The 24,461-nt window shown below is 44.3% G+C and carries 18 protein-coding genes and 1 riboswitch; of the genes, 15 read left to right on the top strand and 3 right to left on the bottom strand.

Features of this window, described 5'->3' with window-relative positions; genetic code table 11:
* Position 1 precedes the first annotated feature (1 nt).
* A complete protein-coding gene (gene dapF, locus HMPREF1521_RS04810; RefSeq protein WP_038116517.1) occupies positions 2-835 on the bottom strand; it encodes a diaminopimelate epimerase in 834 nt (277 codons plus the stop codon).
* A 165-nt stretch (positions 836-1,000) separates the two neighbouring features.
* Here dapF and ptsP point away from each other — a divergent pair, with 165 nt between their 5' ends.
* On the top strand, positions 1,001-2,728 hold the full coding sequence (gene ptsP / locus HMPREF1521_RS04805) for a phosphoenolpyruvate--protein phosphotransferase (protein ID WP_038116514.1): 1,728 nt from the start codon (positions 1,001-1,003) through the stop codon (positions 2,726-2,728).
* A 100-nt stretch (positions 2,729-2,828) separates the two neighbouring features.
* On the top strand, positions 2,829-3,089 hold the full coding sequence (locus HMPREF1521_RS04800) for an HPr family phosphocarrier protein (protein WP_038116511.1): 261 nt from the start codon (positions 2,829-2,831) through the stop codon (positions 3,087-3,089).
* A 307-nt stretch (positions 3,090-3,396) separates the two neighbouring features.
* Here the strand turns inward: HMPREF1521_RS04800 and HMPREF1521_RS04795 are convergent, their stop codons facing one another.
* A complete protein-coding gene (locus tag HMPREF1521_RS04795) occupies positions 3,397-3,675 on the bottom strand; it encodes a metal-sensing transcriptional repressor (RefSeq protein WP_038116508.1) in 279 nt (92 codons plus the stop codon).
* Between the two features lie 151 nt (positions 3,676-3,826).
* Between HMPREF1521_RS04795 and HMPREF1521_RS04790 the strand changes: the two genes are divergently transcribed.
* The 13 genes from HMPREF1521_RS04790 (at position 3,827) to HMPREF1521_RS04730 (ending at position 23,240) form a co-directional block, all read left to right on the top strand.
* On the top strand, positions 3,827-4,636 hold the full coding sequence (locus tag HMPREF1521_RS04790; RefSeq protein WP_038116505.1) for a transglycosylase domain-containing protein: 810 nt from the start codon (positions 3,827-3,829) through the stop codon (positions 4,634-4,636).
* A gap of 7 nt (positions 4,637-4,643) precedes the next feature.
* The gene (locus tag HMPREF1521_RS04785) at positions 4,644-10,247 is read left to right on the top strand and encodes a hemagglutinin repeat-containing protein (protein ID WP_232203188.1); all 5,604 of its coding nucleotides are present in this window, start codon (positions 4,644-4,646) and stop codon (positions 10,245-10,247) included.
* A complete protein-coding gene (locus HMPREF1521_RS04780) occupies positions 10,234-10,626 on the top strand; it encodes a hypothetical protein (protein ID WP_038116503.1) in 393 nt (130 codons plus the stop codon). The genes HMPREF1521_RS04785 and HMPREF1521_RS04780 overlap by 14 nt, the downstream gene beginning before the upstream one ends.
* Positions 10,627-10,769: 143 nt before the next feature.
* Entirely contained in the window at positions 10,770-11,105 is a 336-nt protein-coding gene (locus tag HMPREF1521_RS04775) for a hypothetical protein (protein ID WP_156924912.1), read from the top strand.
* A 267-nt stretch (positions 11,106-11,372) separates the two neighbouring features.
* Positions 11,373-12,584 (top strand): argininosuccinate synthase, encoded by a 1,212-nt coding sequence (locus tag HMPREF1521_RS04770; protein WP_038116497.1) that lies wholly within the window; start codon positions 11,373-11,375, stop codon positions 12,582-12,584.
* Entirely contained in the window at positions 12,584-14,011 is a 1,428-nt protein-coding gene (gene argH, locus HMPREF1521_RS04765) for an argininosuccinate lyase (protein WP_038116494.1), read from the top strand. The genes HMPREF1521_RS04770 and argH overlap by 1 nt, the downstream gene beginning before the upstream one ends.
* Before the next feature lie 540 nt (positions 14,012-14,551).
* Complete coding sequence (gene potE / locus HMPREF1521_RS04760; protein ID WP_038116491.1) at positions 14,552-15,883, top strand: putrescine-ornithine antiporter; 1,332 nt, start codon at positions 14,552-14,554, stop codon at positions 15,881-15,883.
* A gap of 127 nt (positions 15,884-16,010) precedes the next feature.
* A riboswitch (cobalamin riboswitch) is annotated at positions 16,011-16,199 on the top strand.
* 213 nt (positions 16,200-16,412) lie between these two features.
* The gene (gene nikB / locus HMPREF1521_RS04755; protein WP_038116489.1) at positions 16,413-17,351 is read left to right on the top strand and encodes a nickel ABC transporter permease; all 939 of its coding nucleotides are present in this window, start codon (positions 16,413-16,415) and stop codon (positions 17,349-17,351) included.
* Positions 17,351-18,172, top strand: coding sequence for a nickel transporter permease (gene nikC, locus HMPREF1521_RS04750; RefSeq protein ID WP_038116534.1), 822 nt, complete (start codon positions 17,351-17,353; stop codon positions 18,170-18,172). Before nikB ends, nikC begins: the two co-directional genes overlap by 1 nt.
* A 156-nt stretch (positions 18,173-18,328) precedes the next feature.
* On the top strand, positions 18,329-19,897 hold the full coding sequence (locus HMPREF1521_RS04745) for an ABC transporter substrate-binding protein (protein WP_038116487.1): 1,569 nt from the start codon (positions 18,329-18,331) through the stop codon (positions 19,895-19,897).
* A gap of 12 nt (positions 19,898-19,909) precedes the next feature.
* Positions 19,910-20,707 (top strand): ABC transporter ATP-binding protein, encoded by a 798-nt coding sequence (locus HMPREF1521_RS04740; protein ID WP_038116486.1) that lies wholly within the window; start codon positions 19,910-19,912, stop codon positions 20,705-20,707.
* Positions 20,700-21,509 (top strand): ABC transporter ATP-binding protein, encoded by an 810-nt coding sequence (locus HMPREF1521_RS04735; protein WP_038116485.1) that lies wholly within the window; start codon positions 20,700-20,702, stop codon positions 21,507-21,509. Before HMPREF1521_RS04740 ends, HMPREF1521_RS04735 begins: the two co-directional genes overlap by 8 nt.
* A 177-nt stretch (positions 21,510-21,686) precedes the next feature.
* Positions 21,687-23,240, top strand: a complete 1,554-nt coding sequence (locus HMPREF1521_RS04730) for an ABC transporter substrate-binding protein (RefSeq protein WP_038116482.1) — start codon at positions 21,687-21,689, stop codon at positions 23,238-23,240.
* A 148-nt stretch (positions 23,241-23,388) separates the two neighbouring features.
* On the opposite strand, the gene HMPREF1521_RS04725 is transcribed toward HMPREF1521_RS04730, so the two are convergent.
* Positions 23,389-24,324: a DUF3829 domain-containing protein gene (locus HMPREF1521_RS04725; protein WP_038116480.1), complete on the bottom strand. Its 936-nt coding sequence runs from the start codon at positions 24,322-24,324 to the stop codon at positions 23,389-23,391.
* Between the last annotated feature and the right edge of the window lie 137 nt (positions 24,325-24,461).

Here is a 24,461-nt window from a genome sequence, read left to right as displayed (position 1 = left end):
CTTATTCTATGGGAAGTTCGGTTTCGAACACTTCCTCGGCAGGCCCTGTCATGAGCACCGTGCCGTCCTCCAAGTATGAAATATGTAATATACCCAGGTATAATTCCACGTCCACTTCACGACCGGTCAGGCCCTTTTCGCAGGCCATGACGGCGGAGGCACAGGAACCGGTACCGCATGCGAGCGTAGCGCCGGCCCCGCGTTCCCAGGTGCGAACCTTGATGTGGTGGTCATTTACGACCTCCACGTAGTTTACATTTGTATTCGCCGGAAAGGCGTCATGCTTTTCAAGGATAGGGCCTTGCGTTTTAACAGGCGCCTTCGTGATGTCGTCAATGAATACCTCCGTGTGAGGCACGCCGAGCAATACGGAGCTGACCGTTACGGTTTCGCCGTTTACGTCAAGGTCGACGTCGATAACCTTGTCCATATCTACATTCATCGGAATCTCCCGGGCTTTAAAAAACGGTTTGCCCATATCGACGGTGACTTGTGTTACCACGCCGTTTTCAATCGTCAGAGATGGTTTCATTACACCCGCTAATGTTTCGATGGTGAAAGTATCCTTTGTGATTTCTTCATGCTCATAGGCGTATTTAGCGAAGCAACGGATCGCATTGCCGCACATTTCCGCTTCGCTGCCGTCCGAGTTGATGATGCGCATACGTATATCGCATGTGTCGGATGGCACGAGGATGGCAAGACCGTCAGCGCCGATGCCGGTGCGGCGATCGCAGAGGCGAATGGCTAGGTCCGTATAATCTTTTGAGGCCCCTTTTTGATCGGCAAATAGAATGAAATCGTTGCCGAGGCCGTGCATTTTCGTTAATCTCATAAGCGCTCCTATCAATAGATAAGACTTTCACCATGAAGCCCGTGAAAGTCTCTGATTTACATTATATTATTATATCACATATAAGGGGGCCGTACTTTATTGTTTACTATAGAAATGTTACAATAATATGTAATGTAGTTTATCAGTATAGAAAGAGGAATACACATGCGAATTCAAGGGATTTCTGGATCTCGTGGCGTTGCAGTAGGCAATGTATATAGATATATGCAGGAGGAAATCGTCATTCCCGATTACACCGTAGCGGACGACAAGGTGGATGAGGAAATCGGTAAATTTGCCACCGCTATGGCGGCTACCTTGAAACAACTGGATACGATTCGTCAAAAAGCGTTGGAGCACATGGGTCCCGACGAGGCGGCCATCTTTGAGGCGCATATGCAAATCGCTCAGGATCCGTCATTGTCCGACGGCATCAAGTCCCTCGTTGAATCCGGTCATGTGAATGTGGTGGCGGCTACGTCGCAGACTATCGAAACCTTTGCGAATATCTTTCTCGGTATGGATGATCCGTACATGCGCGAGCGCGGCGCCGATATCAAGGATATCGGAGACCGTTTGATGCGCAATATCTTAGGCATGAATCCGCGCGGCTTGTCCCATATTTCCGGCGAAGTCATTTTGGTGGCTCACGATTTGGCGCCATCCGATACGGCATCTCTTGATAAAAATGTGGTAAAGGGTATCGTGACGGCCGCAGGCGGACCTACATCTCATGCGGCCATCATGGCCCGCACTCTTGAAATTCCCGCTGTTATGGGGGTCGGTGATATTGACAGCTTCACTGACGGAGATAAGGCTGTCGTGCTCGGTACGGACGGCATAGTGGAAATCAATCCTTCCGATGCGGACTGGAACGAATACACAAACCAAGCCGAGGCGTTTCAGGAGGAACTCAAACGATTGCGCGAGTCCGCCAATCTTGAAGCGATGACCACAGACGGTCATCATGTGGAACTGTTCGGCAATATCGGTAAGGCGAAGGATGCAAAGCATGCCCTTACTATGGGCGCTCAGGGTATCGGCCTGTATAGAACGGAATTCCTGTACATGGAAAACGATGAATTGCCGACAGAAGACGCGCAATTTGAAGAATATAAAAAAGTAGCTCAGGATATGAAGGGGCAGCCTGTCATTATTCGCACCATGGATATTGGCGGCGACAAGGAATTGAAATGTCTGGATTTGCCGAGTGAAATGAATCCGTTCCTCGGATATCGGGCGATTCGTATCTCCTTAAACCGTCCGGATATTTTTAAAGTGCAGTTGCGGGCGTTGTTGCGTGCCAGTGCTTTCGGAGATATTCATATCATGTATCCTATGATCGCTTCCGTGGAAGAGGTTAAACAGGCGAATGCGATGCTTGCCGAATGCAAGACCGAGCTTACCGCCGAGGGTATCGATTTTAATGATGCTATCAAGGTGGGCATTATGATAGAAGTGCCGGCAGCGGCCGTTATTTCTCCGATTTTGGCAAAATACGTAGACTTCTTCAGCATCGGCACGAACGATCTTTGCCAATATACATTGGCGGTAGACCGGATGAACGAAGCCATCGGCGGTTTATATCAACCGTTGCATCCGGGCGTGTTGCGGCTCATCAAACACGTCATCGATGCAAGCCATGAACAGGGAAAATTCACGGGTATGTGCGGCGAACTTGCAGGCGATCCTGTGGCGACGATGATTCTGTTAGGCCTTGGCCTCGACGAATTCTCGATGACCGCATCCTCCATTCCGCTCATCAAAAAAATCCTGCGCTCCGTATCGAAAGAGGATTGTAAAGCTGTGGCTGACAAGGCCCTCACTATGGATACGGCGGAAGAGATTACAAACTACGCTAAAGCCGTTCTTGAAGAAAAAAGCTTGTTGTAGATAGTGCGGGTACTTGAATTCGAAATATCGAATTGATACAATAAATCTATTACAAGACGTATGAGATGGGTCAGACCTATCGAGATAGAAAGAGGTTATCATGAAAGAATTAACAGTAGAAATCACAAACGAATCCGGTTTACATGCGCGTCCTGCGACGGCTTTCACACAATTGGCGGCAAAATTCGCATCTAAAGTCACTATTGCGGCAAACGGCAAAACAGCGGATGCCAAATCTATTTTGACCGTGTTGACATTGGGCGCTACAAAGGGCACGTCCGTTACATTGACGGCTGACGGCGCCGATGAAGACGACGCACTCGCTGCATTGAGCGAATTCTTAACTACAAATCACGACTAATCTTAAAATTGGAAAAGTCCTCCGACTATGAACTGCATTCCGAAATTTGGATATAATTTCAGAAACCGCGGTTCACTACAGTCAGAGGACTTTTTTGTTGCCCGAAATTCGGCACGTAAAAGGAGATTGATTAACAGGTTGGTAATGGCCCGGTTAGAGGTATGAAAAATCGGCATTAAAAACAACACGTTCCGTTCCATAAGTTAGATTAACAGATATACAACAGATCGGTTGACGGACATGCAAAAGACCGACTATATGAAATAGCCGGTCTCTATTGTTCGTTTTTCATAGACGCCTCGTAGGATTATTTTCCCATATTCGCAAAGCGTTCTACAGCTTTTGTGAAGTCGTTGATTGTTTTCTCTACGTCCCCGTGTTCGATGCCATCACGCACGCAATGGTTGATATGGCCCTCAAGCACGACCTGACCTACCTTGTGCAGTGCGGATTTAGCTGCATTAATCTGACTCAGTACATCCTCGCAGGGAATGTCTTCTTCTATCATACGGTCGATAGCCTGTACTTGACCTAAAATTTTTCGTAATCGACGATGTAGATTATCTGAATCCATACACTGTTTCATAATACTCCTCCAATGGGCATGTTTTATCATCCTATTAATTATACTCTAAATAAACGCGTAAATACAACACAATCACATAGATGTGATACAATACAATCAATATAACTTATTTTTGTATATTTGTACATCGATATATTTGCATGAGGTTACAATGACACTATTTCGCTTTATTCGCCGTGCGCTGACGGTCGTCGTGGTCATACTATTGGCCATGTATATCTATGATGCATATCATAGCTTTCAGGGGACTAATCGTGAAAGCAAGGCACAGACCACCGTTGAGCAACGGATAGAACAAAATGAAGATACACTGAGTAGGATGGATCGCATTGTGCGGCTGTTTACGTTTAAGGATAAGGTGGAAATGGCCCTTACGCAGCGCGTGCCGCGGGAACACTGGGTGAAAGCGGATATCATTCCGGAAAATGCGAAAAATGCGCTCATCGCCATTGAGGACAAGCGCTATTATAATCACGGCGCTATCGATATCTTCGGTATCATTCGCGCGTTTTATACCAATACGGTGTCCGGTGAAACCGTCGAAGGTGGCAGCACCATTACGCAACAATTGGTAAAAAATCTGTTCCTGTCGTCAAAACGTATCGTGACGCGCAAGGTGGAGGAGGCCATCCTTGCCGGAGAAATGGAACATTATTATACAAAGGAAGAAATCCTTACCATGTATCTGAATACCGTATACTACGGGCATAATTATTATGGCATTTACGAAGCATCGCACGGCTATTTCGGAGTCAGCCCGAGTCGACTTACACTGGGACAGTGCGCCCTGCTGGCGGCGTTGCCGAATGCGCCGAACTATCTAGATCCGTACGAGAACTATGAAGGCGCTAAGGCCCGACAGAAACTCGTGCTGGAACAGATGGTCGACCAGGGCATGATTACACGTGCCGAAGCGGACTATGCCTATGAACAGGACTTGGAACTTGTTGAGGAGGAATAGTTATTTTATGAATATCTCTTGGTTAATTGCTAAATTGACTGAGAGATATTTTTTTACGAAAAGTAAAACTTTCATGAAGTTTACGGATATTTTGGCGGAAGCGGTACAGCTCAACGGCAAGGTATGGGCGAATGAAAGCCATGTGGTAACCGGTAACAATACAGTATCTGTCGATGGTAGCGGTAAGGTAACTAATGTTACTAAGACGGATCACTCAGAGAAGGTAGGTCTTGATGTATCTCGCATTGGCGGTATGTATGCGAACAGCATGTATTTAGTGGGAACCAATGATGGTTTCGGCGTGAATAATAAAGGGATTCTTTCCGCACAGAATCATATTTCTGTAGACAGTACCGGCAAGGTGCAAAATAGTGGTACTGTGGTGGCGCCGGATATGAGTATTAGCGCAAAAGGCTTTACGCAAGTCGGTCAAGCTAAATTGTATGCTGATTCGGCACGCATTTCGGCGGAGGCTTTCACACAAACCGGTAATGCTGTTACAAAAGAGGCACCGGTACTCATTGCGCGTAAGAAGTTAGCGGTGGCGACAAAGGCCATACAGAATACGAATGGTAGTGTGCTGAAGTCTGAAGGCGTGTTACAACTTGGAAAGACGATGGATTATAACGGCGCTGTAGCCGGCAAGATGGATACGCTGACTAATGTGGCGGCCACTATCGAGGCCGGTCAGCAAGGAGTGATTCTCGCCAAATCCATTGCTAATACAAATGGTGGCGTTACGTTGAAACGGGCTACCACGGGAACTACGGAGCACGTTAAAAATGAAGTGGCCCCGGAAGGCAGTATCAAACGATATCAGTTATCTGAGGAACGCATTTATGGTCATGATGATCCGATTCCGAAAGATAAGGTCGTAGTTCACTCTTCTGAAAATTTACAACTGTCTATTAATGGACAGCATCATGATCGCTGGACGAAATATGAATATGACCGTACGCGGGTAAAAGACGTGGTGGATAGCTCCAAACCGGGGCGCATCCTCTCCGGCGGTAACTTACAGATTGAAGCGGATGTTGTGCATAATGATGCCAGCCAAATCAGTGCAGCGGGCACTCTGGTCGGTAATATCGGTCACTATGAAGCCCGCAATCCGAAGGGGCATGAATATATTAGTGAAAATGGTACGGCTACAGGGTATAGTCGCCATAAACATACCGGATGGGATTCTACAAATGTTCGTGAGGCGGAGTATCATAATGATGTGGTGCAGCCGATAGATATACCGTTAACTGTCTATGGCAGTCATGTAGCTGATAGTACAACCGGGGCTACGGTGGATACGTCGGTATTGGCGATGATGAGTCAGTTATCTACCAATCCGAATACAACGTATGCGATGGAAACGGATCCGAATTTTACCAATCGAAGAACCTTCTTATCCTCTGATTATGTCATCAATCGGTTACAACTTAACCCTATGCGTACACAAAAACGATTAGGGGATGGTTACTATGAACAGCAATTGGTGATGCAGGCTATTTTACGTCAAACAGGTAAAAGTAGACTGCAGGCAGGGCTTACAGAAGAAGAGCAGTACCGTAAATTAATGGATGCAGGCCTTACCGTGATGAAGTCTAAATCGATGATGCTCGGACAAGGATTAACTGAGGCGGAGCAACAGCAATTGACGGAAGATGTGGTAATGCTTGTCAGTCAACCGGTAGTATTGCCGAACGGTAAGACGGAAACTTTACTCGTACCGACGTTATATTTGGCGCCGACCACACAACGTGTCGAGGGGGCCGCGAATATGCAGGCTCAATCAATTAATTTGCAAGTGGGCACGATGCATAACGGCGGCAGTATAGTGGCGGATGATGCGATAACTGTACATGGTAATACGATTCATAATGATAATGGACTGATTAAAGGTCGTACAACGACAGTGGTGGCGGATACCGATGTTCGTAATACACAAGGCACGATAGAAGGCCGTGACCGTACAACTGTGTATGCTAAGCATGATGTGATAAATGAGGGCGGTACGATTAAGCAAACCGATGAAACAGGAAAACTTGTCGTAGCAGCAGATCGTGATGTTATCAATAACGGCGTTAAGTACGAAGCCGGCAATAGTAAAGTTGTATGGAACAGTGCCAATAGCCGCCGTGAAACGGTAACCGCTGTAGATCAAGGTCAAATTGCGGCGAAAGGCGATGCTGTGGTAACGGTCGGTCGTGATGTCGCTATGCAGGCCGGTACGGTGACGTCGGGTAAGGATGCTACTGTGGCAGCGGGACGCCAGGTCACGATGAAAGCTATGACAGAGAATCATGAATTAGAGGAACATCGCTATGACAAAGGTAAATCCGGTGGCGGTCATTCTCAGACTACAGAAACACATGATGTAGTGACTGAAGCAACCTCTGTAGGCAGTAGTGTGGAAGGTAACAATGTGACTGTGGCCGCTAAAGCTGATGTAGCACTTAGTGGTAGTGAAATTTTGGCCGCTGATAAGGCACAGGTGGAAGGTCAGAATGTAAAACTGGATACCGCATCGGCCACAAGCACTGCCAATCATGTGTATAAGGACAAGAAGAAAAGTCTAGTTAAACGGGAACGTACGGATGCAACCGGGGTGACGCAAGTGACTGCCGTAACGGGGGCTGTTGTGAGCGGTAAAGATGTTGATATAAAAGCTAATAAAGCATTGACAGGTAAATCAGTTACTGTTATCGGCAAGAACAGCGTATCATTACAGGCTAATGATAGCGTAGCATTAGGAGTAGATAAGCATGTTATAGAGTCTACCAGCAGCTACCATCATAAGAAATCAGGTTTATTAGGAGGGGCTGGTATCGGGTTCTCTATCGGTACAGAAAAATTAAATACAGATGATTCAAACCGTGAGGAAGTGACGGCTTATAATACTATTGCTAGCCCTGAAGGAACAGTTGATGTACAGTCAAACCGTCAATTACATATTACGAGTGGTAATATACTTAGCAAAGATGGTACACAATTGACCGGTGATGAAGTTATTCTTGATGGGAATCATGATGCGAGTCATATGAGTCATAATGAAAGTTATAAAAAGTCCGGTCTCACCGTATCTCTCGGCGGTGCCGCTATTGATGCAGTAACAACTGCGACTCGAACGATTAAACGAGCGGGTTCTCGTGATGATAAACGATTGGCTGCATTAGAATTAAATGAGGCTCGTAAGCAGTTACAAGATGGTTATTATGCCGTTGATGAGGCTGTTAAAGGAGCTAAATTGCGAAATGATGAAGGGGCGGTATTAAAGGATACTAAAGGCCATTCTTTACGAGATCAAAAGAATATTGATAATGCGGTGAATTTATCTGTATCACTTGGTAGTACTTCACGTCATCAAAATCAGTCTGTTGATACATCTGAATATAAAGGTGGCACAATTATCAGTAATTCTGATGTGAAAGTTAGGGCTACTGATGCATCCAAATCAGGGGTAAACTTAACTGGACAAGATGTACTAGCCAAGAAGATTGTAATTGATTCTGCGAGCGATGTAAATTTGACTGCCGGACAAGATGCATTACATGCTCATGATGACTATAAACAAAGCGGCTGGAGTGTAGGTGCTAATTTCAGTTTAACTTCCGGCAGTTTGCTTGGATTTGAAGCAAGTGGTAATTTAGCGAAACAAAATGGTGTAACAGAACAGATTTCGTATAAACCGACATCAATTCGTGCTACTGAGTTAGCTCAATTAAAGGCAAAACGAGATACAAATATTATCGGTTCTACAGTAAGTGGTAAAGGTGTTACTGTAGACACGGGGAATAATCTTCAAATTGAAAGTTTGCAAGCTGTTGATAACTTTAAGGAACATAGTAAATCCGGCGGATTCTCGGTATCCAGTTCGCCTAAGTTTAAAGATACATCAGGTAGTATTGGTGCCAGTGTAGGTCGAATGGACAGTAAATGGCGTAGTGTAACAGAACAAGCAGGTATATATGCCGGTGCGGATGGTTATACTGTTAAGGACGGAAATGAGACAAAACTTAAAGGTGCGGTTGTTTCTAGTAAAGCACCGAAAAATCAGAATACTTTAGCTACCAGACGTCTTACCATGGAAGACCTTCAAAATGAGGCTGAATATACTGTTCGAGAAAATGGTGTACAATATAACAATTTTGGAAATATTAAATCCAAAAGTAAAAAAGAGTTAGATAAAATCTATAAACATCTTGGTACAACACCAACTGGTGGTATTGGTGCACATGATAAGGCTACATCTACTACCAAAAGTGCTATCAGTGAAGGTATAATTAAAGAGAACGGACGTATTATCGATGTAAAAACAGTAAATACGGATATTGAACATTCACTTAATACATTAGAAGCAATTTTTGATCGTAAATCTATTGAAGAAAAACAAGAATTGGCGAATTTATTTAGTATAAATGCTAATGAAGCTATTCATCAAATTGCAAAACATGAGGGGTGGAAAGAGGGGGACCCTCGTAAGGTAGCATTACATGCATTTTTTGCCGGTACAGCTGCTAAATTAGGCGGAAATAAATTTTCTGATGGAGCTTATGCAGGCGGTTTAACAGAAGCTATGATGCCTCAATTTGAAAAATGGGCGGGCACAATAACTGGACCTGACGGTAAGAAGTATGTAAATTCGGAGCGTTTACAACAAATAGCAGGTGTATTTGGTTATGTTGTTAATAAGAGTTTTGGAAAAAACGGGCAGTCGGGTGCTTATGTGGCTCGAATGGGGGCAAAATATAATGAAGGCTTTGAACTTCCTGAGTCAATAGATAATACATTGCAGGTATTTAAGCGTAGATTATTTGAACCTAAAGGAGATGGGCCAAGTTATCAGTTCCCTGATAAACCGGATGAAGAGCCATTGACACTCCAAGATCGCGCCAATATCCTAGGTGGTATTGGTGGATATAGTCAAGAGCAAGTTGATGAGGCATATGCTCAACAAGAGGCATATTCTAATGAAATTGCTGAAACTGTGCAGACCGCTATGGCAAATTCTGAACCTGGAAATGAGGAAAATTATGCTACCCCTTATACTCCGTCTGTTGCAGAACAAGTTCCTGGAGGAGAAACTGAAGCGACACAAGTGTATAATGTTGCTATGAATGAAATTAATAATCCTACGGATGTTTCAACTGAGTCTATTAACAGAGGTATTGCTGTAGGTGGAGGGGTGGCAAGCAGTCTTTTTATTGGCAGGGTCTTGCATCATGAAGGAATGGAGATGGTTGATAAAGTTGTTTCAAAAGAACGGGTCAAAAGCTTAGTAAAACCGCTGGCGAAAAGTGCGACTAAAGCTGTAGCTATGGAGGTTGGAGGGCTTGCTGGTGATGCTGCATTTACAGGTATTAATATGAATCAAAATAGAATCGATTTTGAAGGTCGACCTGATCTTATTGAAGAAGCAGATAGTTTAGATGAGAGCGGACTGGCTTTATCAGCAGCTGGAACAGGGGCTACTATTGGCGGTTCTGCTGTTGGAGGGGTTCCAGGGGTTGTTATAGGGGCAATTTCATTATTTGCCAATGTAGGTTATTCTTTTTATGTAGAAAATGAAAAGGTTAAAATGAAAGAAGAATATAAACGGTGGAAGAATGTACAAGATTGATATTTTAAGAATAATTTTCCTGATTACTATTGCATGGGCAGGGAGTATTATTTATAGAATTGAGATAGCCCAAACTTTAACAGATGAAAAATGGGAAACGATTAAGAAGTTTAGACGGTTTCCAAAGTTAGTTAAAGTTTTAAATCAGCTAGCATTACTTGCTTTATTACCGATAGTAGCTTCTTATGTAATATTTAATAATGATGTTCAGTTTATTCGTACTACTATATTATGGGGCGGAGTATATACACTGATTTTAGTAATAGGTTTATATCAAGAAAAATCGAGTCCTAAATATAAGTTGATGAATATGCTGATTATTATGCTTTTAATATATCTAATACTCATGGGATATATTTTAAAAATAATGTTTAAGTAAATTTGATATTAAATTTGCAGGACGATTTCTTGACTATGATGGTAGTCACTTTACAGTGATTCTGATGTATATACTATTAGCGAGATGAGTAGGAATGAAGTAGACGTTGATTTTAGTGAATCAGAAGGATTAACGTATTGTGTGTGTTATATAAAGTTGATAACCAGCTGAAAACTCAATACTCTGCTTCGCAAGAAATATTTTGGGCTGAATTAAGAACTCTTACGAATGAAGTTGATCTTAAAGTTGATTCAATTACACCTTTTATTTTTGATATAAGTACGCTTTCTCCACATTTTGTAGTTAAGTTTATGGATGTAGACGATTCTAATGATATTAAAAAATTTATATCTAAGAATGGATGGGAGTTGTCGGGGAATTATTATCAAAAGGAGATTGATGGACAGTTATATTATTTATCTATTAAAGAAGATACTCCTGATGAAGTAGTATTAGAGTTTTCTGACAAGGGCTTTTGAAATAAATTTACGATTAGTCGCTAATCTATAGGTATGTGATAAGTATTCATATTCTTGAAGCTTGATTTGGGAAATGCATACAAACCGAATTATATTACATAATTGCATAAAAATAATACTTGCATTTATAAATATACGAGTGTATACTATGTTTTGTCAGATTGGTGAAATGCTTTCAACGGCTGTAAAGCCACGGGGCTTTCACAGTTGTCTGATAGTGTATCACGTATATTATAGAAATATATAATGGGTTTATGAGGTGTTATCATGGGCAAAGCAAACAAAGTAGTACTCGCGTATTCTGGTGGGTTGGACACATCTGTTATCATTCCTTGGCTCAAGGAAAATTACGGTTGCGAGGTCATCGCCGTGTGCGTTGATTTGGGGCAGCCTGAGGATTTCGATGCTGTTGAGAAAAAGGCTATCGCGTCCGGCGCGTCCAAGGCGTATATCGTCGATGCGAAGGAGGAATTCGTTAAAGAATATGTATGGCCTACTGTGAAAGCCGGTGCCGTGTACGAAGGTAAATATTTGCTCGGAACATCCTTTGCGAGACCTTTGATCGGTAAAATTCTGGTTAATATCGCCACTAAAGAAGGTGCCGATGCGGTTGCTCACGGTGCGACCGGTAAAGGTAACGATCAGGTGCGGTTTGAATTGGCTATCAAAGCCCTTGCACCGAACTTAAAAATTATCGCGCCATGGCGGGAATGGGATTTGAAATCCCGTACGGACTGCATGGAATATGCGGCGAAGCATAACATTCCTGTAGTGGCCACTAAAACGCATCCGTATTCGATGGACCAAAACGTATGGCATTTATCTCATGAAGGCGGCGATCTTGAAAATCCCGCAAATGCTCCTAAAGATGATGTGTATTTGGTGACACATACTCCGGAACAGGCCCCTGATGAAGCCGATTTTGTGACGGTTACTTTCAAAGAAGGCGTACCGGTAGCCGTAGACGGTGAAAAAGGCACCCCGTTGCAATTGTTGGAAAAACTCAATGAAATCGGCGCTCATTATGGCGTCGGCGTCGTAGATATCGTGGAAAACCGATTGGTAGGCATGAAATCCCGTGGCGTTTATGAAAATCCGGGCGGATCTATCATCATGTATGCGCACAGAGAATTGGAATACCTTTGCCTCGACAGAGCGACGTATCACTATAAAGAACTCATTGCGAACAAGTATGCGGAACTCGTGTACGACGGCATGTGGTTTGCGCCGTTGATGAACGCGTTGCAGGCATTTGTGGACGAAACGCAGAAGACGGTAACGGGCGATGTGAAACTCAAATTGTACAAAGGCAATATCATTTCTGCAGGCAGCACCTCTCCATATTCCTTGTACAGCGAAGATTTCGTAACATTCGAAGAGGATGATGTATACGATCAGGCTGATGCGGCCGGATTCATCAACTTGTTCGGTTTACCTCTTAAAATTAATGCGTTGATGAAAGAAAAGGCAGGTTTATAATGGCTAAATTGTGGGGCGGGCGTTTCACAAAGGGCACGGATAAAGCGGTAGAGGATTTTACATCCTCTATCGCTTTTGACGCTCGAATGTACGCCGAAGATATTGCCGGCAGTAAGGCACATGCGAAAATGCTGGCTAAACAACATATTATCTCCGACGCGGATCGGGATGCAATTGTGGCGGGCTTAACGAAGATAAAGGGGCAAATCGACACGGGTGAGTTTCCGTTTTCCGTCGCCCTTGAAGATATTCATATGAATATTGAAAAGCGCCTCACCGACGATATCGGTGAAGCGGGCGGTCGTTTGCATACGGGGCGTAGTCGTAATGATCAATGTGCGGTGGATTTGCATATGTACGTGCGCAAGGCCGTTGTGGAAATGGGCGAACTCATCGTGGATATGCAAAAGGCGCTCATCGAAACGGCGGAGAAATACAGAGACGTAATCATGCCGGGGTATACTCATTTGCAACGGGCGCAACCGGTGTTGTTCGGACATCACATGATGGCGTATTTTTCCATGTTGGAACGCGATTTTGACCGTTTGCTGACGGTCTTTAAGCATGCCGACATCATGCCTCTCGGGGCGGGTGCATTAGCGGGCAGCACATACGGCATTGATCAGACGTATACACAGGAGCTGTTAGGATTCTCTCGTATTTATGAGAACAGTATGGATGCCGTATCCGACCGTGATTACGTAGTCGAATTCCTTGCCTTTGCGTCTCTTGTGATGATGCACTTGAGCCGTCTCAGCGAGGAACTGATTTTGTGGTCCACCAATGAGTTTAATTTTATTGAACTGGACGATGCGCACTGCACGGGCTCCAGTATCATGCCGCAAAAGAAAAATCCCGACGTATGTGAACTGGTGCGCGGCAAAACAGGTCGTACCTATGGACATCTGTTGGGGCTGCTAACGACACTCAAAGGTTTGCCCTTGACGTATAACAAGGATATGCAGGAGGATAAAGAGGGGATTTTTGATGCCATTGATACGGTTCACTTTGCATTATCCATCAATGCGGCTATGATTCGGGGTATGAAGGTAAACGGTGCTCATATGAAAGCCGTCCTGGATGACGATTTTTCGAATGCGACGGATATGGCGGATTATCTTGCGAAAAAAGGGGTTCCGTTCCGTGAAGCTCACGAAATCGTGGGCAATGCCGTACATCATTGCATCGAAAAAGGCTGTGTACTCCTCGATTTATCCGTAGAGGATTTCAAAGCCATCTCTCATCACTTTGATGCGGATATTCTTGATGCCATCTCCATTGAAGCCTGTGTAGAGGGACGTAACAACTACTCCGGAACCGCACCGGAATGCGTGGAACGACAACGGAATAACGGTAAAGCCGTTATCGCGGCAGAAGAAAAACAAATAGCCGACTGGAAGGCCATTGTTGAATCCGTACAGGAATAAAATAATTCATCAGTATAGCTGAAAAATTTATAAAGCCGATATATACATAACCGTTGATTTGCCGTTAAGGGAATCGATATAGACTTATGTTTATATCGGCTTTTTGTTTGCTGAAACTGTTATGTATTGTAAGTGAGAATGTACTATAAAAATGGTGTGATTTTGTGTTCGCATACAGTGGACGGTAGAAAATAATAGTCTTGTACCACGATACTATAACCGTCATAGATAGGAAAAATCACATATAGACACAGGATAAAATAGGGTAAAAATATATATTGTCATCGTTAAAATAAATTCAGTTCGTTTTATATGTTAAATTATATATGATTTATTCAATTCGTGTAATATGACATGTCCGTCAATAAAGTACTTTCATTTTGAACTCATAGGTGATATTATTGGAGTCGTATTAAGAATAAAAACGGTAAATCCACATTCAAGCCCATCACAGCACGAACTGGATTTACTTAGCGGTATATATAGTACAAGTGAATTATGGACGAGAAAAAATTCACCTTAATGAAAGGGGATTGATACATGAAAACCACCGCTAAAAAAATGTCTGTATTCCAGCTAACCACAATGGTAGCAGCCAATATGCTAGGAGCTGGGATCATTATGTTACCGACTAATTTGGCTCAAGTTGGTACTATTTCAGTTTTATCTTGGCTCGTGACAGCTGTGGGTGCGCTGGTACTGGCGTATATTTTTGCTCAAGCGGGTATGTTCTCCACAAAACGTGGCGGCGTGGGCGGTTATGCAGAATACCGCTTCGGTAAAACTGGACATTTTATGGCGAATTATGCTTACAGCATATCGCTTATCATTGCTAATATAGCCATTGCAGTATCTGCAGTCGGTTATGGCGCAGTTTTCTTTGGGGTTGATCTTAATGCCATTCAGATGAGTGAGGCGGCAATCGTATTGCTCTGGTTCGCGGCGATTTTGAATTTCCGCGGCAATCGCTTCACAGGTCAATTAAGCAACCTTACTATTTGGGGCGCTATCGTCCCGGTCCTTGTAATCGGAACCCTCGGTTGGTTCTGGTTCAACCCTGACACGTACATGGCGGCATGGAATCCAAACGACTTGCCGTTCTTTGATGCAATCAAACAATCCATTGCATTAACATTGTGGGGCTTCCTAGGATTTGAATCTGCTGCAGCGAATGCTGATGCTGTAGAGAATCCAAAGAAAAACGTGCCTATTGCGACTGTAGCGGGCACATTAGCAGTGGCGGTGATTTACATCTTGTCCACTAACGTGATGGCCGGTATCGTGCCTAACGTTGATCTCTTAAATTCGAATGCACCATTCGGGTTGACCTTCGTATACATGTTCAATGATACGGTGGCTGACATCGTAATGGCGGCTATGGTGATTTCCTGCTTCGGTGCATTATTGTGCTGGCAGTTCACCTTGTCTCGTGTTTTTAAAAGCTGCGCAGAGCACGGCTATTTCCCTAAGGTGTTCGCTCGCGTGAACAGCAAGGATGCTCCTGTGCGTGGCGTCTTTATCTTGTTGGCTATTGAAACGGCGATTACATTATTTACGGCAGATGACTCTCTTCGTCAGCAATTTGAAAATCTTGTAAACTTGGCCGTTGTAACTAATGTGTTCCCTTATGTATTGTGTATCTTAGCCGTAACGACTATGATGCGACAGGAGGGTGCTGCAGAGGTGAAAGTTAAAAGATTCGCACCGGTTGCGATGTTTGGCGTAGCATACTGCTTGTATGCGATCTACGCATGTGGCGTGGATGCGATGATGGGCAGCGCTATTGCTATCGGCATCGGCTTTGTAACGTATATGGTTCGTAAAGCATGGCTACATCGCCGCCAGGTCGGTTTACAACAAAGTATCGATTAAACTCTCGTCTTTTAGCGGCTGTTACTACTGTAACGGCCTCTTTTTTGTGTCTTGATGTGTGCTTTGTACCCATAGGGGGTATGTGTATTGTAAACTAAGTATAAATATAGTATATTTATAATCGATAAAAATGAATAAACTAATGAGTGTCGGTGTATACCGAGCGTAAAAGAGGAAAATGGGTGTGAATCCCATACTATGCAAATAGCTGTAATGAGGAGCAAGGTTTCATTATAGGGTCACTGGGGAACTGGGAAGGCCGAGATGTTGCGATGAATCATAAGTCAGAAAGCCTGCTCTAAAGGAACGGTATATTGTATATGGTATTTCCTGTTTAGGTTAGTCAGGCTGGCTAGCCTTTTTTTGTGCATATTTCCGGGTATAGCTCAACTGTGTAGAGGCCTCCATATTGCAAAGCAATAAAATTATGGAGATAGGAGATATTGGAATGCAGCAGCTTGGAGTGTCACTTATAGGGTTATTCATGTATCTCTGGTATTTAGGGTTTTAGAGAGTTTAGGAGGTGCCTATGGGCAAACGCATTGCCAAGCAGATCGGTCAGTTTATTGTGACCCTGTTTGGCATTACATTTTTGACATTTTGTCTAACCTATTTAGCCCCCGGTGATCCGGTAACGATGTTATTGGAAACGGCGGATACGATTGTATCTCAGGAAACGATTGATGAAACGCGAGCACAGTTGGGGCTCGATAAGCCGTTTCTGGTGCAGTATGCGAACTGGGTTGTCAATGCGGCGCACGGCGATTTGGGGATGAGTTATTCCTCGAAAAAACCGGTGGTGGACCGTATGCTTGAGGCTTTGCCGGGAACGGTAGCCCTCGCGGGAACAGCCTTAGTATTTACATTGCTGTATGCATTGCCGGCAGGAATTGTGAGCGCTCTTAATCGGAATAAATGGATAGACTATCTGCTCAGATTTGCTTCCTTTGTAGGTATCTCTATGCCGACATTCTGGTTGGGATTAGTGTTAATCTACATTTTCGGTCTTAAGTTAGGTCTGGTTCCGATCGCATCATCCCGTGTAACGGCAACGGGGGTCATTCTCCCGGCGATTACATTGGCCGTGGTGGTAGGTTCCAAGTACATGAGGCAAGTACGTCTTGTCATCCTGGAGGAAATGCAGAAGGATTACGTCATCGGTGCTCGCGCTCGTGGTGTCAGCGAAGTGAAAATCTTATTCGGCCATATTTTGCCGAATGCATTACTTCCATTGATTACTATCTTGGGCGTACTTATCGGATGGCTTTTAGGCGGTGTAGCCGTAGTGGAAATGGTATTCTCCTGGCCTGGCCTCGGGAATATGGCGATTTATGCCATCACCATGCGTGATTATCCGCTGATTGAAGGCTTTGTGTTGTGGGTTGCATTAGCGTATATGTGCATTAACGCTTTAGTAGATGCATCGTATATCCTGTTGGACCCTAGATTAAAACGGGAGAGAACATGATGGCAGAATTTATTCAAAAACATAAATTGTTCTCTTTCTACAGTATGTTGATGCTCATCGTCGTGTTCATCGCTATCTTTGCACCATGGCTTGCACCGGGCGATGCTTTCACATCGAATATGAGTCAGGCTCTGCAGGCGCCGAGCGCACAGCACTGGTTCGGCACGGATAAGCTGGGCCGCGACGTATTATCCCGTATCATTTACGGTACGCAGTTGTCCCTCTTCATGGGCGTGTCTATCGTCGTTATCATGGTGACAATCGGTACCGTTATCGGTGCGGTGGCAGGTTATTTCGGCGGGAAAATTGAAATCGTCCTCATGCGTATGGCGGATATTATGTTATCCTTCCCGGGCGTTGTATTGGCGATTGCTATCGCCGGTATTTTGGGCGGTAGTATTGTAAACACCATTCTCGCTTTGTCTGTCGTAGGCTGGGCGAAATATGCGCGTATCGTGCGTTCCCTTACGCTGAAAGTACGCGGCGAGGAATATGTAACGGCGGCGGTTATGATGGGGGCTTCTACGGGAACCATTCTCAGACGTCATATTATTCCGAACATTTTACCTCTCGTCGTAACGACCGGTGCTCTCGACATCGGGGCTATCATGATTGAGGTTGCGGGCTTATCTTTCCTCGGTTTCGGTGCGCAGCCGCCGACTCCGGAATGGGGCCTTATGCTCAATGAAGGGCGTCAATATTTACAGACGAGCCCATGGCTTATGGCATTTCCGGGGATGTCCATTTTGCTCGTCGTAGCTATTTTCAATCTCTGGTCCGACTCGCTGCGTGATGTAGTGGATCCTAAGAATCAGGGATAAAATTTAGCTCAAGGTATATTCAGGAAAAAATTCGAAATATATTCTGTGAAAGAACCGTCCTGTGGCGGACGGACTGTAATGTGGTTTTACCATTAATGCCACCCATAGCGTGGCATGGTGATATTATATATGTTGTAATTGTACAAGGAGATTTACATGAAAAAATCTTGGAAAAAGGCCCTCATAGCAGGTCTTAGCATTGTGATGATGGGTTCCTTCATTGCCGGTTGCGGTGCTGATAACAAAGGTGCCGAGAATAAGGATACGTTGAAAGTAGCCGTAACAAATTTTGCATCTACATTGGAACCGACTGAAAACTTCTTCGCATGGGTTGTTATGCGTTACGGTGTGGGCGAAACGTTGACGAAATTTGACGAACAAATGAAGCCGCAGCCATGGATCGCCTCTAAATGGGAAGTATCTGATGATAAGAAAACCTGGACTTTCACAATCAATGACAAGGTAAAATTCTCTAACGGCAAAAAGGTTGATGCGGCCGCTGTAAAAGCATCCATTGAACGCGCTTTTGAAAAATCCAATCGCGCCAAAACGTTCTTCAAATATGATTCCATCGAAGCGAACGGTCAACAATTGATCATCAAGACGGATAAGGAATACCCTAACATGCCTGGTCTTTTAGCGGATCCGTTGTTCCTAATCGTCGATGTGCAGTCTGAAAAAGACGGCCGTAACTTTGCTAAAGAAGGACCGATCGGTACAGGTCCATACGTAGTGAAATCTTTCACGAAGGAACGCGCTGAAATGGTGGCAAACGAAAATTACTGGGATGGTGAAGTACCGTTCAAGACTGTAGAAATCCCTTCCATCGATGATCCGAATACGCGCGCTATGAGTTTGCAGTCCGGTGATGTGGACATGGCTGTTAACATCGGACCTGGCGAAATCGGTTTGTTCCAAGGCAACGACAAGTTTAAGGTGGATGAAATCGCATCTCTTCGCGTAGTATTGGCGCGTATCAATCAACGTGGCATCCTTGGCGATGACAAGGTTCGTGCTGCGGTTATTTCCGCAACGGACCGCAAAAACTATGCGGATGTATTGTTAAAAGGTACATTCATTCCCGGTTCCGCTCCAATTCCACCATCCATGGATTATGGCTTCAATGACTTGAAAGACCCTAATGCGTATAATGTGGAACGGGCAAAACAATTATTATCGGAAGACGGCTGGAAAGATACTGACGGTGACGGTGTTCTTGACAAAGACGGTAAACCGTTGACATTCAACTTCGTTGTATATAACTCTCGTGCTGAGTTGCCACTTTATGCGGAAGCTGTACAAGCGGACCTCAAAAAAGTGGGTATCGATATGAAAATCAAGACTGTTGACTATAACTTGATCGATAAAATGGGTCAGGATGGCGACTATGATATGCTTATTTCCAATATCGTAACGGCGAATACGGGCGACCCGATCTGGTTCTTGGCGAATTACTGGCACTCCAATATCAATGGTTCCAACCCTCAAAATGGGTCCGGTTATTCCAATCCAGAGGTTGACCAATTGTTAGATGCGGCAGAAACCGAATTTGATCCTGCTAAACGTCGTGATTATGCTATTAAAATCCAACAATTGTTGATGAATGACGGCGCAGCATTGTTCTTGGGTTATCCTAAAACTAATATCGTAACCGGTTCTTACTTGAAAGGTGCTGTTATGTACCCAAGTGATTACTACTGGATTACAAATAAAATTACGAAATAATGAGGAGCTGTAATGGCGGAAAACGTACTTACTGTAAAAAACCTTAGCATCGCGTATCAAGGTGTGCCTGCTGTTATGGATGTAAACTTTACCTTGGAACGCGGCAAGGTATTAACCATCGTAGGGGAATCCGGATCCGGTAAGACTACCGTAATCCGGGCCCTAATGGGATTGTTGCCGGTAGGCGGAGAAGTGACGGACGGAACCATGGTGTTTAACGGTCATGATCTTCGCACACTATCCAAATCAGAATGGCGGTCTATACGCGGTAAAGATATGGCCATGATATTTCAGGACAGCGGTAGTGCATTGGACCCTATCGTGCGTATTGGAAAGCAGTTTTGTGAACTGTTTAAAGCGCATATAGACATTACTGATGATGAATGCGACCGACGTGCTATTGAGTTGTTAGCGTCCGTATCCCTGCCTGACGGGGCGGATATGTTGAAACGATACCCTCATGAATTATCCGGCGGTCAACGTCAACGCGTGGGAATCGCTATGGCGCTTGCGTTAGACCCGGCACTTCTCATCGGCGATGAACCTACATCGGCGCTTGATGTGACAACGCAATCTCAGGTGGTAATGCAAATGCTCGAGCTTTCAAAGGAACATAATTCGGCAATCGTCATGGTAACGCATAACCTCGGTGTGGCCGCGTATATGTCTGATTATATCCTCGTTATGAAAAAAGGCCGTGTCGTCGATGCGGGAACGCCACAGGATATCTTGGAAAACCCATCCAATGCATACACGAAACAGTTGAAGGATGCGGTACCGACATTGGGAGGAGGCCGTTACATTGACTGATTACGCAATAGAACTAAAACATGTATGCAAGCGCTTCCCTTTGCCGACCGGCGGTGAACTCGAGGCGTGTAAAGATATCAATATCACGCTTGAGAAAGGCCGGTCCCTGGGCATTGTAGGGGAATCCGGTTCCGGTAAAACTACGCTGGTGCGCATGATTATGAAGATGCTTCCTATTACGGAAGGCGAAATTTATGTGGACGGTGTTGAAATCCAGCATATGAATCGGGAACAGACGAAACAATATCGTCAAAAGATTCAAATGGTGTTTCAGGATCCGTCAGCAGCGTTTAATCCGCGCATGAAAGTAAAGGACATCATACTGGAGCCTCTATATAATTTCGGCTTGCTCGAAAAGGGTCAAGAGGAACGAATTGCCGGTGATTACCTGGAAATGGTAGATTTACCGCGTGAGTTTATGCATCGCTATCCTCATGAAATGTCCGGCGGTCAGCGCCAACGCGTAGCGATTGCTCGCGCTATCGTATTGGAGCCGGAAATTCTCGTTCTCGATGAAGCGACAAGCGCTCTTGACGTATCCGTACAGGATTCCATCGCATATCTGTTAGCGAGATTGCAGAAAAAGAAAAATCTGACATATCTATTTATCGCCCATGATATTGCATTCATCCGTACTATGTGCCACAAGGTCGTAGTCATGTATAAAGGTGCTATCGTGGAGGAACTGGATGCGTTCCATCTGGCTGATGCAAAACATCCATATACAAAGGTGTTATTGAGTTCTATTTTTGAAATCGGACAGGACCATAAACCGTTGACGATGGATAGCGTAGCAGAATAAGAATATGGTGAAAGCCCCCTTTCAGGGGGCTTTTTTGTACAAATATTCATAAATTTACATTGTGTAAATACTCGGAATATAGTATATTTAAATAGATTTAATATACCCGTATGGGTATATAGATGTATGTTCATATGAAATTATATACATAGATTTGTGTGAAAGGAAGGTGTGTAGATGAAAGGATTTAGCAAGGCTTTATTAATAGGTGCCGCATTGGGTATCATGGTGTTTGGTATCACGGGCTGTATGAATCAGTCGGAATCGGGTTCCGATGATGTCCTTAAGGTGGGCACTATCGGTTTTGCCAGCACATTAGAGCCGACGGCGGATTATTTCAGCTGGGTGGTGGTGCGTTACGGTATCGGTGAAACACTCGTTAAGTTTGATGACTCCATGCAGGTGAAACCGTGGCTTGCAACATCCTGGAAACAGGGGGATGATAAACTGACCTGGACTTTCACCATCAATGACAAGGTGAAATTCTCAAACGGCAATCGCTTGACGGCTGAGGCGGTGAAAGCATCGCTGGAGCGAACTTTCAAAAAGAGTAATCGCGCTAAAACGTTCTTCAATTACACGGAGATAACTGCAAAAGGTCAGGAGCTCACGATTAAGACGGACAAGCCGTATTATAATTTGCCGAATTTGTTAGGTGATCCTCTATTTCTCATTATCGACGTGACCGCAGAGGAACAGGGGCGTGATATCAGCAAGGACGGTCCTATAGCGACAGGTCCGTATGAAGTGGAATCGTTTACGAAGGAACGGGCTGTGCTTAAACGCAATGAAAATTACTGGGACGGCAAAGCCGGATTCAGCAAGGTAGAGGTCCCTGCCATCAACGATGCGAACACGCGCGCGATGGCGTTACAGTCCGGTGATGTGGACATGGCCGTCAATATCGGTCCCGGCGAATACGAAACCTTTAAGAATGACAAGAATTTTACGGTCTATGAAACCGCATCATTGCGAGATCTGATGGTGCGTATGAGCCAAAAAGGGCCGTTGAAGAGTGCCGATTTTCGTAGCGCTCTTATCAGCGCGGCCCCTCGTGAGGAATATGCGAAAACCCTTATGAAGGGGACTTTCACACCGGGTAAAGCACCGTTGCCGCCATCGGTGGATTATGGATTTAATCAGTTGCGCGATCCGAATGCATATAATGTGGAACGTGCGAAGGAATTACTGGCTCGCGACGGGTACCGCGATACGAATGGGGACGGCATCGTCGATAAAGATGGGGAGAACCTCGTATTGACGCTTTATACCTATGCATCCCGTCCTGAATTGCCGCTATATGCGGAGGCGTTGCAGGCGGATTACAAGAAAATAGGTATTGATGTGCAAATCAAAATCATGGATTATACCGTGGTGGATTCGATTGCGCAGTCCGGCGATTATGACATGATTTTATCCAGCATAGTCACATCTAATACGGGGCAGCCCGTATGGTTCCTGAAACAATATTGGGGGACCGGTAGTGAAAATAACGGTACGGAATTTTCCAATGCACGATTTGATGAACTCTTAGCACTTGCTGAAAGCTCCGATGATCAGACGGTACGCCGTAATGCCGTTATTAATGCACAACAATTGATGCTCGACAATAGCGTAGCCCTTTTCTTGGCTTATCCGAATATCAATGTGGTAGGGAATAGTAAGATTGACGGCATCGCTATTTCTCCTGCGGAATATTATATTATTACGAAGGATTTGAAGCGGAAATAAGCTGAAAACAGTTGTCCTATAATCCCTTTTTGAATAGGTTGGAATATAAAATAAACCTCCTGAGGCTTACCTTAGGAGGTTTATTTTCCTGTTTTAGCATTTAAATTAATAATGCCGACTCCGACAGTAATCGGACTCGGCTTATTCTTCATTTCTTGTTTTTTTCGGTTATATCAAGATCATTCATATTAACGGAGTTGGCTTTGCTCACCATCTTGTTATATTTTATAAACAACTGGGTATATGCTTCGCCGTAAGATGAATTGATAATGATGTAGTTCCGCGCCTCTGCAACGAATTCCTTTGTGGAATCCTGATATGCTTTTACAGCGGCCTGTGTGCTTGGCGTGGAGCCTGGTTGTAATTTATTGATGCGTTGTGTAATCTGTTGTAAGTTGGATTCGACCTTTTGCGTGTCGGTGTTGCCGTCCGGGTCGATAAGGTTAATTGTCTGTGCTGTGATAAGGTTGAGTTCGATAAAGTTTACCGCATTTTCCCGTTTTTCCTCTTGGAACTCACCCATGCGTTCCTTGTAGAGTTGATTGTTACGATTATCTAGAGCGAGATCCAATGCATTGTAAGCGGCATTGAACTGTTCCGCCAACGGGACGTATTGAGCGGCTAAATCATCGCTGCCCTTGTAATTATCTTTTTCATAGGTTCTTGCTACGTAATAGGCTTGTAGTTGATCCGCAATCGGAATGATTTGATCTAAAAGGGCAAGCACGTCATTTGTTGCCTGATTTACATCCTCATAGGCGGTAGGACTTTCCTGCTTTGCTTCCTCTAAAGCTTGTTTTAAGTCCTTATATTTCGGTAAGGTAATCGTTGTGTTGTGTGTACCGTTACGAAGTTCTTCAAGGGTTGGTTGTAATTGGCTCTCGTAGGCCACGCTGTAAGAATTATACGCATCCAATGCATTGATATAAGGTCGAAGCGCGTTGATTTTGTCCTCTACGGTAGAGCGATATAAAATTGTCGCTGTATTGGATGATAAGAGGGTATATACCCCGTAGATTCCGCCACCAATAATAGCAATGCCGAGTACAACGGCTGCAATTAGTTTGATGTAACCTTTTTTCAACTGTGTACGCTCCTTACAACTACACAAACCCTTCTAGATACCTAGTCTAATTACACACACAAGAGTAATTAGTTACATTATATCATATGTTAAGGGGGTAAAAAAGACGTATAGGGCACAGAATTATAAGAGATTCA

Origin of the sequence: Veillonella sp. AS16, assembly GCF_000517785.1 — a bacterium.
GTDB classification, from domain to species: domain Bacteria; phylum Bacillota; class Negativicutes; order Veillonellales; family Veillonellaceae; genus Veillonella; species Veillonella denticariosi.
The sequence above is the reverse complement of the archived record's forward strand: the minus strand, read 5'-3'. Positions and strand labels throughout refer to the sequence as shown.

Bases quoted from the DNA above. Each gene is read 5' to 3' on its own strand.
- dapF (WP_038116517.1), bottom strand. From the start codon at position 835: ATGAGATTAACGAAAATGCACGGCCTCGGCAACGATTTCATTCTATTT.
- ptsP (WP_038116514.1), top strand. From the start codon at position 1,001: ATGCGAATTCAAGGGATTTCTGGATCTCGTGGCGTTGCAGTAGGCAAT.
- nikB (WP_038116489.1), top strand. From the start codon at position 16,413: ATGGGCAAACGCATTGCCAAGCAGATCGGTCAGTTTATTGTGACCCTG.
- argH (WP_038116494.1), top strand. From the start codon at position 12,584: ATGGCTAAATTGTGGGGCGGGCGTTTCACAAAGGGCACGGATAAAGCG.
- HMPREF1521_RS04780 (WP_038116503.1), top strand. From the start codon at position 10,234: ATGTACAAGATTGATATTTTAAGAATAATTTTCCTGATTACTATTGCA.
- HMPREF1521_RS04800 (WP_038116511.1), top strand. From the start codon at position 2,829: ATGAAAGAATTAACAGTAGAAATCACAAACGAATCCGGTTTACATGCG.
- HMPREF1521_RS04790 (WP_038116505.1), top strand. From the start codon at position 3,827: ATGACACTATTTCGCTTTATTCGCCGTGCGCTGACGGTCGTCGTGGTC.
- nikC (WP_038116534.1), top strand. From the start codon at position 17,351: ATGGCAGAATTTATTCAAAAACATAAATTGTTCTCTTTCTACAGTATG.
- HMPREF1521_RS04795 (WP_038116508.1), bottom strand. From the start codon at position 3,675: ATGAAACAGTGTATGGATTCAGATAATCTACATCGTCGATTACGAAAA.
- HMPREF1521_RS04770 (WP_038116497.1), top strand. From the start codon at position 11,373: ATGGGCAAAGCAAACAAAGTAGTACTCGCGTATTCTGGTGGGTTGGAC.
- potE (WP_038116491.1), top strand. From the start codon at position 14,552: ATGAAAACCACCGCTAAAAAAATGTCTGTATTCCAGCTAACCACAATG.
- HMPREF1521_RS04740 (WP_038116486.1), top strand. From the start codon at position 19,910: ATGGCGGAAAACGTACTTACTGTAAAAAACCTTAGCATCGCGTATCAA.
- HMPREF1521_RS04785 (WP_232203188.1), top strand. From the start codon at position 4,644: ATGAATATCTCTTGGTTAATTGCTAAATTGACTGAGAGATATTTTTTT.
- HMPREF1521_RS04730 (WP_038116482.1), top strand. From the start codon at position 21,687: ATGAAAGGATTTAGCAAGGCTTTATTAATAGGTGCCGCATTGGGTATC.
- HMPREF1521_RS04745 (WP_038116487.1), top strand. From the start codon at position 18,329: ATGAAAAAATCTTGGAAAAAGGCCCTCATAGCAGGTCTTAGCATTGTG.